This is a genomic window from Nonomuraea sp. NPDC049709 (assembly GCF_040674815.1).
Lineage (GTDB): Bacteria > Actinomycetota > Actinomycetes > Streptosporangiales > Streptosporangiaceae > Nonomuraea.
In genome coordinates, this window is the sequence record NZ_JBFANM010000062.1 from 15,997 (window position 1) to 29,435 (window position 13,439).

17 protein-coding genes are annotated in these 13,439 nt (G+C 71.7%); 6 read left to right on the forward strand and 11 right to left on the reverse strand.

Annotated elements, in window-relative coordinates:
* Positions 1–114 precede the first annotated feature (114 nt).
* The gene (locus AB0J69_RS44220; RefSeq protein ID WP_364131063.1) at positions 115–474 is read left to right on the forward strand and encodes a YciI family protein; all 360 of its coding nucleotides are present in this window, start codon (positions 115–117) and stop codon (positions 472–474) included.
* Between the two features lie 21 nt (positions 475–495).
* Here AB0J69_RS44220 and AB0J69_RS44225 read toward each other — a convergent pair whose 3' ends face one another.
* The 3 genes from AB0J69_RS44225 to AB0J69_RS44235 all read right to left on the reverse strand — a co-directional run bounded on the left by AB0J69_RS44225 (position 496) and on the right by AB0J69_RS44235 (position 3,854).
* Positions 496–1,704, reverse strand: coding sequence for a DUF6596 domain-containing protein (locus AB0J69_RS44225; RefSeq protein ID WP_364131066.1), 1,209 nt, complete (start codon positions 1,702–1,704; stop codon positions 496–498).
* 220 nt (positions 1,705–1,924) lie between these two features.
* Positions 1,925–2,572, reverse strand: a complete 648-nt coding sequence (locus AB0J69_RS44230) for a hypothetical protein (RefSeq protein ID WP_364131068.1) — start codon at positions 2,570–2,572, stop codon at positions 1,925–1,927.
* A gap of 325 nt (positions 2,573–2,897) precedes the next feature.
* Positions 2,898–3,854, reverse strand: coding sequence for an NADP-dependent oxidoreductase (locus AB0J69_RS44235; protein WP_364131070.1), 957 nt, complete (start codon positions 3,852–3,854; stop codon positions 2,898–2,900).
* Between the two features lie 721 nt (positions 3,855–4,575).
* Here AB0J69_RS44235 and AB0J69_RS44240 point away from each other — a divergent pair.
* Positions 4,576–5,289, forward strand: coding sequence for a histidine phosphatase family protein (locus AB0J69_RS44240; RefSeq protein ID WP_364131216.1), 714 nt, complete (start codon positions 4,576–4,578; stop codon positions 5,287–5,289).
* A 57-nt stretch (positions 5,290–5,346) separates the two neighbouring features.
* Positions 5,347–5,766 (forward strand): VOC family protein, encoded by a 420-nt coding sequence (locus tag AB0J69_RS44245; protein ID WP_364131073.1) that lies wholly within the window; start codon positions 5,347–5,349, stop codon positions 5,764–5,766.
* 76 nt (positions 5,767–5,842) lie between these two features.
* Here the strand turns inward: AB0J69_RS44245 and AB0J69_RS44250 are convergent, their stop codons facing one another.
* Together AB0J69_RS44250 and AB0J69_RS44255 are read right to left on the reverse strand one after the other, a co-directional pair.
* Complete coding sequence (locus tag AB0J69_RS44250; RefSeq protein WP_364131076.1) at positions 5,843–6,223, reverse strand: hypothetical protein; 381 nt, start codon at positions 6,221–6,223, stop codon at positions 5,843–5,845.
* 11 nt (positions 6,224–6,234) lie between these two features.
* On the reverse strand, positions 6,235–6,957 hold the full coding sequence (locus AB0J69_RS44255) for an SDR family NAD(P)-dependent oxidoreductase (protein WP_364131079.1): 723 nt from the start codon (positions 6,955–6,957) through the stop codon (positions 6,235–6,237).
* A gap of 101 nt (positions 6,958–7,058) precedes the next feature.
* Here AB0J69_RS44255 and AB0J69_RS44260 point away from each other — a divergent pair, with 101 nt between their 5' ends.
* Positions 7,059–7,895, forward strand: coding sequence for a helix-turn-helix transcriptional regulator (locus AB0J69_RS44260; RefSeq protein WP_364131082.1), 837 nt, complete (start codon positions 7,059–7,061; stop codon positions 7,893–7,895).
* Between the two features lie 142 nt (positions 7,896–8,037).
* Here the strand turns inward: AB0J69_RS44260 and AB0J69_RS44265 are convergent, their stop codons facing one another.
* Entirely contained in the window at positions 8,038–8,667 is a 630-nt protein-coding gene (locus AB0J69_RS44265) for a GntR family transcriptional regulator (RefSeq protein WP_364131085.1), read from the reverse strand.
* On the opposite strand from AB0J69_RS44265, the gene AB0J69_RS44270 reads away from it, so the two are divergent.
* Positions 8,638–9,150: an urea carboxylase-associated family protein gene (locus tag AB0J69_RS44270; RefSeq protein ID WP_364131219.1), complete on the forward strand. Its 513-nt coding sequence runs from the start codon at positions 8,638–8,640 to the stop codon at positions 9,148–9,150. The two genes, AB0J69_RS44265 and AB0J69_RS44270, sit on opposite strands and share 30 nt — an antisense overlap.
* Here the strand turns inward: AB0J69_RS44270 and AB0J69_RS44275 are convergent.
* Positions 9,124–9,306, reverse strand: coding sequence for a hypothetical protein (locus AB0J69_RS44275; protein WP_364131088.1), 183 nt, complete (start codon positions 9,304–9,306; stop codon positions 9,124–9,126). The genes AB0J69_RS44270 and AB0J69_RS44275 overlap by 27 nt on opposite strands.
* Before the next feature lie 57 nt (positions 9,307–9,363).
* Here AB0J69_RS44275 and AB0J69_RS44280 point away from each other — a divergent pair, with 57 nt between their 5' ends.
* Positions 9,364–9,828 (forward strand): hypothetical protein, encoded by a 465-nt coding sequence (locus AB0J69_RS44280; RefSeq protein ID WP_364131090.1) that lies wholly within the window; start codon positions 9,364–9,366, stop codon positions 9,826–9,828.
* 443 nt (positions 9,829–10,271) lie between these two features.
* Here the strand turns inward: AB0J69_RS44280 and AB0J69_RS44285 are convergent, their stop codons facing one another.
* From AB0J69_RS44285 to trpB, 4 genes are all read right to left on the reverse strand, one after another.
* On the reverse strand, positions 10,272–10,412 hold the full coding sequence (locus AB0J69_RS44285) for a hypothetical protein (RefSeq protein WP_364131093.1): 141 nt from the start codon (positions 10,410–10,412) through the stop codon (positions 10,272–10,274).
* A 68-nt stretch (positions 10,413–10,480) separates the two neighbouring features.
* The gene (locus tag AB0J69_RS44290) at positions 10,481–11,236 is read right to left on the reverse strand and encodes a GntR family transcriptional regulator (RefSeq protein ID WP_364131094.1); all 756 of its coding nucleotides are present in this window, start codon (positions 11,234–11,236) and stop codon (positions 10,481–10,483) included.
* Complete coding sequence (gene trpA, locus AB0J69_RS44295) at positions 11,233–12,048, reverse strand: tryptophan synthase subunit alpha (protein ID WP_364131096.1); 816 nt, start codon at positions 12,046–12,048, stop codon at positions 11,233–11,235. The genes AB0J69_RS44290 and trpA overlap by 4 nt, the downstream gene beginning before the upstream one ends.
* Positions 12,045–13,250, reverse strand: a complete 1,206-nt coding sequence (trpB, locus tag AB0J69_RS44300) for a tryptophan synthase subunit beta (RefSeq protein ID WP_364131098.1) — start codon at positions 13,248–13,250, stop codon at positions 12,045–12,047. The genes trpA and trpB overlap by 4 nt, the downstream gene beginning before the upstream one ends.
* Between the last annotated feature and the right edge of the window lie 189 nt (positions 13,251–13,439).

Consider the following 13,439-nt stretch of genomic DNA (forward strand, 5'->3'; position numbering starts at 1 on the left):
CTGGAGCCGTTGGCCGCCGAAAGTCCGGCAGGAAATTCGGCGGGACCTGTCGAGGACCGGTGCCGGCCGTTCGTCACACGGACGACAGAGCCCTTCCAACCACGAGGAGTGACGATGAAGTACGCGATGCTGATCGTCGGCGACGACCGCGAGTGGACCGCGCTGTCCCCGGCCGACGAGCAGGACGTGATGAAGCAGGTCTACGAGTGGTTCGAGCGGTGGCAGCCGACCGGCAAGATCGCCGACGGCGGCGCCGAGCTACAGCCCCGGGACACGGCGAAGACAGTGCGCGCCGGCGCGAGCGGGCAGCCGGTGATCACCGACGGACCGTACCTGGAGCTCAAGGAGGTCATCGGCGCGATCGTCATGCTGGAGTGCGACGACATTGACGAGGCCACGCGGATCGCCGCCACCTGGCCCCTCGCCGCCGGGATGAGCGCGCTGGAGGTTCGTCCGGTGATGAGCCGCGAATAGCGGTGAGGCTGGGCGCCGGTCTCACAGCCGGCGCCTCAGCTCGCCCACCCGACGCGACATCAGCTCCCGTTCGGCCGGGTTCGTCGCCAGTTCCAGCGCCCGCTCCGCCGCCGTCAGCGCCTCGGCCGGCCGGTCGAGCGTGCCCAACAGGTCGGCCCGGGCGGCGTGCCACAGGTGGTAACCGGCAAGCCGGTCCCCGAGCGCGTCGACCTCGTCCAGCGCCGGGGCCGGGCCCATCGCGAACCGCGTGGCCACTGCCCGGTTCAGCAGCACCACCGGCGACGGGTCCAACGCGTACAACCGGTCGTACAGCGCCCGCACGTCGGCCCAGTTGACGGCCTCGTACGAGGTGGCCAGGGCGTGTAGCGCGGCGATGCCGGCCTGCAGCTGGTACGGCCCGGGCCGGCCCTGGCGCACCGCCGCCCGCAGCCGCAGCGCCGCCTGTTCGATGGCCGCCTTGTCCCACAGCCTCCGGTCCTGCTGTTCGAGCAGCACGATGCGGCCCCACGAGTCGAACCGCGCGGCGGCGCGGGCGTGGTGCAGCTCCAGCAAGGCGGCCAGGCCGGCGGCCTCCGGCTCGCGGGGCAGCAGCACGTCGAGCTGGCGCGCCAGCTCGACCCCCTCGCGGGCCAGCTCGCGTCGCTGGAGGGACCGGCCACTGGACAGATACCCCTCGTTGAACACCAGGTAGATCACCGCGAGCACGGCCGGCAGCCGGTCGGCGTACTCATGCGGCTGTGGCACCTCGAACCGGATGCAGCGCTCCCGCAGCTGGCGCTTGGCCCGGGAAAGCCGCTGCGCCATCGTCGGCAGCGGCACCAGGAACGCGGCGGCGATCTCGGCCGTGCTCAGGCCGCCGGCGGCGTACAGCGTCAGCGCGACCCGGGCCGGCTCGGCGAGGTCCGGATGGCAGCACGCGAAAACCATGGCCAGCCGATCGTCCACGCCCGGTTCCGGCGGCGGTTCCGCGGCCAACTGTGCCGCCTTCCTGCGGCCGACGGCGTCGCGGCGCAGCCGGTCCAGCGCCTTGCGCCAGCCCGTGGTGACCAGCCAACCGGTGGGGCTCTCCGGCAGACCCTCGCCGGGCCAGCGCTTGAGCGCCTCGGCCAGCGCGTCCGCCAGCGCCTCCTCGGCCCGGTCGAAGTCGCCCAGCCGCCGGCTGAGCGCGCCGAGCATGCCGGCCGCATCCGTCCGCCAGATCCGGTCCAGCAGTTCCGCCACGTCGTCCACCGCACCAGGGTGCGATACCCGCGGGACCGCAGCACCCCCTTCCCGTCGCGCGATCTCCAAGATGGTTCTCCGTGGCGAAGCAAGCCCATGTCACTGTCGAAGCAGTGCTGAAGGTTCGCCTCCGGTGACGGGCCCGCTTGACCGTACCCGCCCGCGATGGCCCGGAGCTCCCGTGGCCACGATGATCTGCCGGCCGACGGTCCAGGGAAGAGGCGCGGGGTCATTCGTCGTCCGGATCTGCCGGCTCCACGGTCGATGCGATCTGCAGTGGTGTCGCGGCCCCGCCGGCGATCTCGCGCCCTGGATTCAGGGTGTAGTCAAGCTGCCTGGCCAGGTGGGGGATGGTCGCCGGAGGCAGGTACGCGTCAGCGCCGGCGTCGAGCAGCCGTCGGACCGGGCCGTGGTACTGGACTCCGAGCTCGGGGTCCTCGATCTCGGTGACGACGACCCGAGCTTTCGGGAACATCGACCGGAGCGCCGCGATCAGCTGCGGGCTGCCTGCCGGTACCAGCAGCACATCGGTCGTTGCGGGAGCCGCATGCATGTCGAGCACTACGTAGTCGGCCCCGAGCTGGGTGGACAGCGCGACCCGAGCCGCGGTCGACAGCTCCATCGCGGTGGCCACGACTGTCACGGACTCGTAGTCGACCGGTGCTTGATCGGTGGCCTCATCCGGCGCGTCGCGATCGACGATGGCACCTTGGACCACGTCAACGGTGCTGGAGATCGTCGCGATCGACGCGCCGTCACGCGTGAGGACCAGGCTCTCACCAGGCTCGAGGGCGTCGATCAGCGCCACGACGTCTTCGGGAAGGCGGCTCACGTCGATGCGCTGCGTGGATTGTGGGGCGCGTTTGCGGATCACCATGCCTGGGACACGTTCACGGCTGCGAGGGCACCCTGCGTCATGGGCAGCCCCGGTCGTCTGGCGAAAGGCCCATCCACGGTGACATGGTCGCCCGCCCCGAAGCTGCCGTTCAGCCAGATGATCACATGAGTCCCTTCCGATGCTGTGATCTTGTTGGATGCCACGACACGACCATTGGTTCGAGACCGCGCCGGAGTTTCGCTCATCGTCCGGGTCCGCGCCGCATCGGCGGCGACGCGAAGGCGGGAGCCTGAGCAGGCGGCCAGGCGCGCGGTCGTCGCGTGGATGAGATTCCGGCGGGGGCCGATGTTTCGGAGCGCCGCGGTCAGCTCGGGGTGATCACGGTGAGGACGGTCTTGCCGGTGGCGCCTCCCGCGTCGAGGTAACGGTGCGCCTGGGCGGCCTGTGCCAGCGGCAGTTCCCGGGACACGCTGACCTTCAGCTGGCCGGAGTCGGCCAGCTCGGCCAGGTGTTCCAGGCCGCGGTAGTCGGGCTCGACGATGACGGGCGCCACCCGCAGGCCGCGCTCGGCCGCCTCCTGTGAGACGTCCAGCCCGCGCGGCAGCGGGATGAGCAGTCCGCCGTCGGCCAGCACCTCCAGCGAGCGGCGGCGGGTCTCGCCACCGACGAGGTCGAGCACCACGTCCACCGGCTCGACGGCGTCCTCGAACGCGACGGCGGTGTAGTCGATCACCTCATCGGCTCCCAGCGCACGCACGAAGTCGTGCTTGGCGGCGCGGGCGGTGCCGATCACGTACGCGCCCCGCGCGTGGGCGATCTGCACCGCCAGATGGCCGACGCCGCCCGCCGCCGCGTGGATCAGCACGCGCATGCCGGGCCCTGCCTGGGCGGTGTCGACCAGGGACTGCCAGGCGGTCAGCCCCGCCAGCGGCAGCGCCGCGGCCTGCACGTGCGACAGGCTCGCGGGTTTGCGGGCGAGCTGGCGCGAGCGCACCGCGACGAACTCGGCGTACGTGCCGGCACGGTGCGGAAAGTTCGGCATGCCGTACACCTCATCGCCCGGCTGGAAGCGGGTCACGCCGTAGCCGATCTGCTCCACCACGCCCGACAGGTCCCAGCCGGGGATGAACGGCGGCCGGCCCACGTGGGGGGCGAAGCCGCCGCCGGCGCGGGTCTTGCCGTCGATCGGGTTGACCCCGGCGGCATGCACCCGGACCAGCACCTCGGTGACCCCCGGCTCTGGCCGGGACACCTCAGCGAGCTGCAGCACCTCCGGCCCGCCGTAGGCGTGCTGGACGATCGCCCGCATGGTCGCCGTCATGACGTACTCCTCCTGTGAGCCGAGCCAGGGCGTGGGCGGCGAACCCCCGCCGGCCCGCCACCGACCGGCCAGGGGGAAGTGGCCTAGCTCAGCCACCACTGGTGTCGCCGGAGCCGCACGCCTGGTGCCGATCGTCCACCCGTAGGAGACCAAGAATTCCACGGGAGCATGGACCCGTCCCGGCCATATCCCCCCGTGTCTCGGAAAGTCACTCCCACGGGCGAGTCCAGCATCCCGAACATCCCCCAGCGGCCCGCAACGGGCCGTGACACGGGGAGCAGGCGGCCTGACCACCCCTGGGCGGGGCGCGTCGAAGTAGGCGGACCCCCGGCTCGACCAGCAGGTCGGCGCCTTGCCTTCCCCGGCCGGTTCGAGCGAGCGTAAAATTGACTGTCCGTTCCAGATAAGACTGGTCTGCGGGTTCCCGCTGCGCGGATGGTCGATCGGCGGCCCCGTTCAGGAGTCGGTTCGACGTCTCGGCGGCTTTCGACGCGCCGGATCCTGCCCCGCGGGGGGCACGAGCAGGTGGTGGTGCTCGCCCGGGTCAGGCCTCTCGGACGGCCGGAAGACGGCCCGCACGCGCAGCGGCGGAAACCGCCGCACACCCAGGCGCAGCGCGCCGAGCAGGACTTCCCGCTCCACGGCGCGGACCTTTCTCCGGCTTTTCGGGTGTCCTGGGCATGCTGCCCCTGTGGATTCCGATCATGGAGGTCAGGTGCGTATGGGCAAAGGCAATCTTCTTCATCCGCGGCGCCTGTGGTTCGTCATCGTCGCGCTGGTCGTGGGGAGCGCCACGGGTTGCGCCGGCGGGCCGGAGGATCGCGACGGTGCGCGGGCGGCGGCGGGTGGCACGTCAGCGACAGCCACGCCGACGCCGGGCGGGAGCTTCGGGACGCCGGGCGGAGAGGCCCTGACCGGCCGGGCGTTGCTGGAGGCGCTTCGGGACGGTGGTCACCATGTCGTCTTCCGGCACGCGGCGACCGATCATGCCACCCCCGATGCCGGCGACGTCGATCTCGGCGATTGCGGCACGCAGCGGAACCTGTCGGACGCGGGCCGGGCCGACGCCCACGCGATCGGCCGGGCGTTCCGCGAGCTCGGCATCCCCGTCGCGGACGTGCTGACCAGCCCCTACTGCCGCACGAAGGAGACCGGCAGACTCGCTTTCGGGCGTGCCACGGCCACGCCGGAGCTGGAGCGCCTGTGGCCGGAGGACGAGCCCGCCGACCGGCTGGCCGCCCGCCGCCTGGAGCCGCTGCTGCGTCAGGCTCCCGCGTCCGGGCGGAACAACGTGCTCGTCGTCCACGGCCACTACACGCGCGCGCTGGACGGGATCGAACTGGCGGAGGGCGAGGCCGCCGTCTACCGGCCGGGCACGGGCGGGCCCGTGCGGGTGGCGAGGGTGCTCGCCCGCGCCTGGACGGAACTCGCCTGATGCGCGTCAGGAATCCCCGCGCGCGAACACGTCCCACGCCACCGCGACGGATAGCCGGTGCGGGAAGGACGGCTGGGCGACTGGGCCTACCGCATCGTCTTCTCCCGGTACGGTCCGCTCTACACCGAGTTGATCGAGGGGCCCGCGGGCAGCCCCTGGGATCCCGGCGGGGGAGCCCGCTGCGACCACCGCGGATTCTGGGCCTCCAGGATCGACGACTGTGCGGCCCGTCTCGCCGAGAAGGGCTGGCCGCTGGACTTCGACGCTCGCCCGTACGGCCGTCCCTTCACCTACCACTGGATGACAGGCCTGGGATTGCGGCTGGAACTCGTCGACGTCTCCGTCCAGCCGGAGCCCATATTGGTCGCCGAGCCCGAACCGGCCGCCTCCCTCGGGCTCCCCGCTCGACCCGTGCTGGGACGATCTGACGAACGCAAGCTGGTCGCGCTGGCCGAGCCCGAGATCGGGGCGCCGTAGACGCCGTGGTTGCGGCGTGGACGTGCCGCGCCGACCGCGGGACCCGGGCGGCCGCCCGGGACCGGGGCCGGGCGGCTCAGGAGGGTCCGGGCAGGTGGCGGCGAATGGCATCGATCGTCGTCTCGGGCGAGCTGTTGAAGAAGAACCGGATCCCGGGTGAGGCCCCCACCAGCACGTTGATCAAGCGTTCGAAGAGGATGGTGTGCTCGGGCGCAAAGCGCAGGCCGGCTCCGATGCCGGCCAGGCCGAACGATGCCTGGGACAGTCGTTCGCGGACGGCTTTCTCGGCCGCGTCCGGGTCGGCGTCGACCAGGCACAGCTCGGCGTCGAAGCCCGCCTCCTGCAGAGCCCTGTGGCCCTGCTCGATCCGAGCGGTGAGCGTCGCCTCGTCCAGGCCCGGGTGCAGGTTGTAGTCGAGCTCGCGGGGGTGGAGGCCGATCGTCAGGATCTTGGTCATGGTTCTTGCTCCTACCAGGGGACAGCGCCGTCGCGATCGAAGAACCCGCCGGTCGGTCCGGCCGCGTCCAGGGTCGCCAGCCGGATGATCGCGTCGGTGCCCTCGGTGACGGTGTGGATGCCGGTGTGCTGGTTCATGTCGGTGGCGGGGAAGCCCGGGTCCGCTGCGTTGATCTTGAATCCGTCCAGGGCGCGGGCGTACTGGGAAACGATCATATTGAGTGCGGTCTTGGACGAGGCGTAGGCCAGGTTCAGGAAGCCGGATTCGGGTCGGGCGGGGTCGGCGGCGTGGGCCAGCGAGGCCAGAGCGCTGGAGACCATGACGACGCGAGGCCGTGCGGACCTGCGCAGCAACGGCAGGAACGCATGCGTCACCCGCACCTGGCCGAACACATTGACCTCGTACACCTGCCGGACCGTGTCGACCCCGGTGCCGGCCGGATCCAGCACCGGGCTGCCGATCCCGGCGTTGTTGACCAGGACGTCCAGGCGGTCCACGCGGGCGGCGACGGCCTCGGCCGCCGCCGCGACGGACTCGTCGCAGGCCACGTCCAGCTCGACGAACTCCACTTCGAGCCCTTCGCCGGCCAGTTCGTCCACCGTGCGCATGCCGCGTTCCCGATCCCTGGCGGCCAGGAACACCCGCCAGTTCCTCCCGGCCAGGCGGCGCGCGGTCTCGCGGCCCAGCCCCTTGTTCGCTCCGGTGACCAGTGCCACCGTGTTCGCGTCTGCCATGAGTCGATGATCGGTACGCGCCGCCCTGCCCCGCCAGGACCGGTGAGCCATGGGACCGGCGGTACCACCCCGCCGTGCGATCTTTGCGGCACGATGGAGAGGTGAACCGCGCCGAACTCGCCGAGGTGCTGCGTCGCGCGCGTGACCGCGTGCGACCGCAGGACGTCGGGCTGCCGTCCGGGCCGCGCCGCCAGGTGCGGGGCTTGCGCCGCGAGGAAGTGGCCACGCTCGCGGGGCTGAGCGTCGATTACGTGGTCCGGCTGGAGCAGGGGCGCGGCCCCCGGCCGTCGGGGCAGGTCGTCGCCGCGCTGGCCCAGGCCCTGCGGTTGAACGACGACGACCGCGACCTCGTCTTCCGGCTCGCGGGCCACCAGCCGCCCCAGGCCGGGCGCGTGGCCATGGTCGTACGGCCGAGCGTGCTACGCCTGCTGGACCGGATGTCGGACCTGCCGGTGCTCGTGCTGTCCGCGAAGGGGGACGTGCTGGCCTGGAACCCGCTGGGCGCGGCGCTTCAGGGCGACATGTCCGCCTGGCCGCAGCGCAAGCGGAATCTCATCTGGCAACGGTTCCTCGGCAGCAGCCGCTGCCAGGCCGGGGCGGATCCGGACGAGGACGAGGCTGCGGCGCGCGCCGCGGTCGGCACCCTGCGCGCCGCCCAGGCCCGCTACCCGGACGATCCCGACCTGAGACGGTTGATCGCTGAACTGCGCCGGGGCAGCCCGCCCTTCGAGCAGCTCTGGCGGGAGGCACGTTCGGTGCCCTGGCGCAGCGCGACCAAGTCCGTCAACCACCCCGAGGTCGGAACGATCACGCTCGACTGCGACACCCTGCTGCTCCCGGACACCGACCAGACGGTGCTCATGTACTCGGCGGAGCCGGGAACTCCCGAGGCGACGGCGCTGGACCTGCTGCGGGTGGCCGGGCTGCAGCGTCTGTGAGGACGTCGCGGCCGGCGGGACGGACACCCCCGGGGCAGAACGCGGCGATGCCCCCGAGCCGGCTGGAGGTGGGGGCGTCCAGCACCAGCGCCTCCTCAAGGTGAGCGCTGATCGTCAGCGCGCCGGCCGTGCATCTCTGAGGTCAGCCGAGCCAGGCCAGTTTCTGGATGACGTGCTGGAGGGCGTGCTCGATGTGCCGTCTCATCGCTGCCTCCGCTGCCGAGGGATCCTGAGCGTCGATGGCCCGGGCAACTGCCTCATGCTCGGCGATGGACTCCTCGATCTCCTCGGCCGCGTACATGGCCGCGATGGGGCGGCTGAAGTAGATCAGGCGCGTCCGGTCGATCTCCTGGACCAGCCGCTGGTTGTTGGCGGCGCGCACGAAGAGGCCGTGCACGTGCTCGCTGGCGGGCGTGAAGTCGGTGGCGGCGCCGTGCAACACGGCTCGGCTGGCGAGGTTGGCCTCGTGGATGGCGTGAGCCTGCGCCGATGATCGGCGGATCGCGGCCAGGCGCGCCGCCTCGCACTCCAGGGCGCACCGGATCTCGTAGATCTCCCGCACGTCCCGCACATCGAGCTTGCGCACGGTCCAGGTGCGTGACGAGCGGATGACCAGGCCGTGGGCGGCCAGCGAATGCAGGGCTTCGCGGACGGGGGTCCGTGAGACGTCCAGGCGGGTGGCCAAACGAACGCCGGCACCCTCCTGAAGATCATCGATGTCGAGGGCGGCCAGTCGGGCGACCTGTTCGCCGTTGCGGCCGACGATCTCCACGACGGCCTGAGCAACGGCCGCACGTTCGACTACGGCGGCACCCTCAGGCCGTCCACGGGTTCGGTGCTGTACTCGCGGCGCAGCCGTCCACTGCTGAAGATCGCCGAGGATGAGGTGGGCGTGCATGACTTCCTGTACGCGCCGTGCAGCCAGGAGATGTTCGAGATCGAGTACGGCGTGACCGGCCCACACCCGAACTGCCTGGACAACCTGACCGTGCCGCTGGCGGCGTTCGGGGTCCCGGCGACGACGGTGACGATCGCCGTCAACTTCTTCATGAACTCCACCATCGCCCCCGACGGGCGCCTGGCAGTCCTGCCACCCGTGTCGAAGGCAGGCCAGAGCATGACTTTCGTGGCCGAGCACGACCTGCTGGTGGCGGTGACCTCCTGCTCGGCGCCGGGCGCCAACGGCGGCAGCGCCCGTCCTCTCCAGGTCGAGCTCACCGAACCGACTTCACCAGGCACGAGGCTCAGCGGGTGAGGCGGGGCGGGAGCCCCGGGACTCGCGACGCAGCCGGAAGAGCGCCACGTCCATGCCGCGGGCGGCGGGACCCGGGACGAGCACCTGGCGCGTCGTGGCGCCGATGGTCATCTGGAGTTGTCCAGCGAACCTGCCGGTCAGCCGGTTGAAGGTCATCAAGCCACGTATACAGGTAGGCTGACCGCGATCCCTGCGACGGTGAAGGAGCCGCTCATGACCGCCGACCCCACGATGGCCCGGATCGGTCAGGGGGTGGAGTTGAATCACCACCAGGGCCAGCGTGAAGCCGCTCGCGAGTTGTTCGCGCAGATCTGGGACGACATCGGCGGCGAGCAAGGCGACCCGCTGCATGTCTGCGTTCTTGCCCACTCGATGGCCGATGTGCAGGACGACGTGAACCAGGAGCTGATGTGGGATCTGCGCGCGCTCGCCGCCGTCGGGCTGATCACCGATGAGCGGGTGGCCCAAGCCGGGGTGCCGCTTTCGGTGGCCGGCTTGTATCCGTCGTTGCACCTGAACCTGAGCGAGTGCTATCGCAAGCTGGGCGATCTCGACCGCGCCCGTGAGCACCTCCAGCATGCGCGGGACGGGATCGGCGCACTTGGCGACGACGAGTATGGGCAGCTCATCAAGAGCGGACTGGAGCAGGTGGCCGCACAGTTGGATGAGACCGTCTGACCGCGAGCCAGGGCAAGTAGGCCGCCCCTCGACCTCCAGCCGCGCCGACGTCCCGCCGATGCCGGCGCCGAGCGGGACGGCCGCGACCGTCGCGTGCATCGGCGGCTGGCACCTCACCCTTGGCGATGAGTGCGACGACGAGGACGATTCGCCTCCGCCTCGCTGGCACCGCGTTCCGGCGGCGAGCGCTGCCCGCGGGGCTGGCGATGGCGTCGATCGTGTTGTCGGGCAGATCGTCGATCACCATTCGTCGGTGATGAGATGCTTGGGCGGGGCCGTGATCTTGACGGGTTTCCTCGGTCCGGAAGGTCATCCCGGCCTGCCGCTCACCCAGCTCGGGAACCGTCACCGTGCCGCTGTGGAGGGTCGTCTTCACTCCCTCGAAAGTTCCGCCGCCGGCGCTGGTCGCACCGTGAGAGGCACCCAGCTTGAGGAAGCCCGGGTTAGATCGTCGTGGTGTCGGCGGCGTACACGCTTGAAGCCTGCAGGCCGGCCACCACCAGCGTGGCTTCGAGGTCGCCGATGAGGCCGCATTCGACGTCGACGCCGTCAGCGGCTCCCCGCGTACCAGGCCCTCGCCGCATGGAAGATCGAGAGCAAGGTCCGCCTGAACCCGCTGCGTCGCCACGTGGGACAGACCGCACACAGGTTCTCAGCTGGTGGCGCCCCAGGTGAGAGACAGGCCGGTGGCGGCGCGTTCGGTACGGATCTCCATCATGCTGCCGAGGATGGTGGCATGGTCGGACACCACGGGTGTGGCGTCGAGGGTGTAGGTGATCCGGGTGCTGACGAGCACCGGGCTGCCCTGCGGCTCGTGGAGGTGGCGGGCGGCGGCGGGGTCGAGCAACCCGGGCCGGACCACCTCGGACGCCCGGGCGACCGTCACTCCCGCGTCGGCGAGAGCCGTGTAGAGGGAGACGGCGGTGAAGTCGCGGTCGCGGATCTGGTCGGCCACCGGCCGGCGGACCCAGGACACCTGGTGTACGGCGGGACGTCCCGCGAACTCGCGGACCCGCTCCAGCCGCAGGGCGGTGTCGCCGGGACGCAGCCGCAGGTCCGCGGCGACCCGGGCGGGGGCCCGGCGCACCGCTTGCCCGGCCACCGCGGTGCGCACGTCGTGGCCCTGTTTACGCAGGTCGTCGACCAGGCTGCGGAGCGAGTCAAGCTGGTACGCCAGGTGCGGCGGGGCGACGAACGTGCCTTTGCCGGGCTGCTGCACGATCAGCCTCTCGTCGCTGAGCTCCCGCAACGCCTGGCGCAGCGTCATGAGGGTCACCCCGTAGGAGGCGCTCAGCTCCCGTTGCGGCGGCAGGGCCTCACCGGGAGCGTAGTGTCCCGACCGGATCTTCGCGGCGAGGTCGGCGGCGATGGCGCGGTATCTCGCCTCGTGCCCGGCGTCGGGGGTCATCGTGATCGGTCACACTCCTGGTCGAGGGCTTGCCGCAGGGTAGCGAGGAAGGCCCGCAGGTCGTCCGGCCCACCCCCGTCGAGCACCCGCCGCATGACCGCGGCGCCGACCACCACGCCGTCGGCGTGCCGGCGGGCTTCACGTGCCTGGTCCGGGGTGGAAATGCCAAATCCTAGCAAGACCGGCCGGTCGGTGACGCGCTTGATCCGTTCGGTGAGCTCCGCCGCCGATGCGGCGAGGTCGGCCCGCTCACCGGTGGTGCCCATCAGCGACACCGCGTAGATGAACCCGCGGCTGCGGCACGAGATCTCGGCCAGCCGCGGCTGCGGTGTCGCCGGCGACGCCAGCAGGACCAGCTCGATCCCGGCGGCGGCGGCCACGTCCGTCAGCTCGTCCGCCTCGTGCACCGGCAGGTCGGGCACGATCACGCCGCTGATGCCGGCCCGGCGCAGCGCGGCGCAGAACGCCTCGGGGCCGTCGTGGAGCACCAGGTTGTAGTAGGTGCTGGCGACCAGCGGCACGCCCAGGTCCGGCATGCCGGACAGGTCGGCGAGGATCCGGCGGGTGCTCGCCCCCCGGGCCAGTGCCATGGCGCTGGCCTGCTGGATGGTGACGCCGTCCAGCGTGGGGTCGGAGAAGGGCAGGCCGACCTCGATCGCGTCCGCCCCGGCGGCGGCGAACGCCCGCAGGTAGTCCGTCCAGCCGGGTGTGATCCCTCCGGTGACGTACGGCATCAGCAGGCCACGGCCGGTGTCCCGGCTGGCGCGCAGGTGGCGTTCGACCGCGCCCGCGGCCAGGGTGGGGTTCGTCACAGCAGCTCCTTCAGGGTTGAGACGTCCTTGTCGCCCCGGCCGGACAACGTCATCAGCACCGTCGACCCTGCGCGCAGCTCGCCGCTGCCCGCCGCGCGGATCACCCAGGCGAGGGCGTGCGCCGACTCGAGCGCCGGAACGATGCCTTCGGTACGCGCCAGCCGTACCGCCGCGCCGGTCGCCTCCTCGTCGGTCACCGTGACGTAGCGGGCCCGGCCCAGCTCGCGCAGGTGGGCGTGCTCCGGGCCCACTCCCGGGTAGTCGAGACCGGCGGCGATGGAGTGCGCCTCGATGATCTGCCCGTCGTCGTCCTGCAGGAACAGCGAGCGGCAGCCGTGCAGGACGCCGAGCCGGCCGCGGGCCGCCCCGGCGCCGCCCTCCGCCTCGACACCTACCAGGCGCGCCGGGGTGTCGGCGAATCCAGCGAACGTACCGGCCGCGTTGGAGCCGCCGCCGACGCACGCGACCACGTGGTCCGGGACGCCGGTCCGCAGCTCGGCGGCGAACTGCGCGCGGGCCTCGTCGCCGATGACCCGCTGGAACTCCCTGACCATCCATGGGTACGGGTCCGGACCGACGACCGAGCCGATGCAGTAGTGAGAGTCGCCGGTCGCGCCCACCCAGTGCCGCATGGCCTCGCTGGTCGCGTCCTTGAGGGTACGGCTGCCCGTGGTCACCGGGATCACCTCGGCGCCCAGCATGCGCATCCGGAAGACGTTCAGCGCCTGCCGCTCGATGTCGCGTTCGCCCATGAACACCGTCGCCTCCAGCCCGAGCAGCGCGGCGGCGGTCGCGGTGGCCACCCCGTGCTGGCCCGCCCCCGTCTCGGCGATCAGCCTGCGCCGTCCCATCCGGGTGGCCAGCAGGGCCTGGCCCAGTACGTTGTTGATCTTGTGGGATCCGGTGTGGGTGAGATCCTCGCGCTTGAGGTACAGCTGCACGCCCAGCGCCTCCGACAGCCGGCGGGCCGGGGTGAGCGGGGTCGGCCGCCCGGCGTGCACGGCGAGCAGCCGCGCCAGGGCGCCGCGGAACCCCGGATCCGTCCAGGCCTCCCGGAACGTCTCGTCCACCTCGCGGCACGCCTCCACCAGGGACTCCGGCGCGTACCGCCCGCCGTACTCGCCGAACCGGCCCCGCGCTAGGGGGTCGCCCATCGTCCCGTCCAGCGGGACCGGCTCACGCCACGGCAACACGTCTCGCATGCCATCCTCCGATCGTTCTATAACTCTGTATGGAGTTCTATAACAGTGAGTGTGGCACGGACGGCGTGAACGCGCCACCACCGCATGCGGCCGCCCCTCCGCCCGGCGCGTGTAGGGGACGGTGACGTCGAAGCCGAACGCCTGGATGCCGGCGGACCCGGACGGGGCGACGAGGCTGGGGCACACCGA

Bases quoted from the DNA above. Each gene is read 5' to 3' on its own strand.
- AB0J69_RS44250 (WP_364131076.1), bottom strand. From the start codon at position 6,223: ATGACCAAGATCCTGACGATCGGCCTCCACCCCCGCGAGCTCGACTAC.
- AB0J69_RS44230 (WP_364131068.1), bottom strand. From the start codon at position 2,572: ATGGTGATCCGCAAACGCGCCCCACAATCCACGCAGCGCATCGACGTG.
- AB0J69_RS44290 (WP_364131094.1), bottom strand. From the start codon at position 11,236: ATGACCCCCGACGCCGGGCACGAGGCGAGATACCGCGCCATCGCCGCC.
- AB0J69_RS44275 (WP_364131088.1), bottom strand. From the start codon at position 9,306: ATGACCTTCAACCGGCTGACCGGCAGGTTCGCTGGACAACTCCAGATG.
- AB0J69_RS44220 (WP_364131063.1), top strand. From the start codon at position 115: ATGAAGTACGCGATGCTGATCGTCGGCGACGACCGCGAGTGGACCGCG.
- AB0J69_RS44240 (WP_364131216.1), top strand. From the start codon at position 4,576: ATGGGCAAAGGCAATCTTCTTCATCCGCGGCGCCTGTGGTTCGTCATC.
- AB0J69_RS44280 (WP_364131090.1), top strand. From the start codon at position 9,364: ATGACCGCCGACCCCACGATGGCCCGGATCGGTCAGGGGGTGGAGTTG.
- AB0J69_RS44255 (WP_364131079.1), bottom strand. From the start codon at position 6,957: ATGGCAGACGCGAACACGGTGGCACTGGTCACCGGAGCGAACAAGGGG.
- trpB (WP_364131098.1), bottom strand. From the start codon at position 13,250: ATGCGAGACGTGTTGCCGTGGCGTGAGCCGGTCCCGCTGGACGGGACG.
- AB0J69_RS44285 (WP_364131093.1), bottom strand. From the start codon at position 10,412: ATGCGGCGAGGGCCTGGTACGCGGGGAGCCGCTGACGGCGTCGACGTC.
- AB0J69_RS44235 (WP_364131070.1), bottom strand. From the start codon at position 3,854: ATGACGGCGACCATGCGGGCGATCGTCCAGCACGCCTACGGCGGGCCG.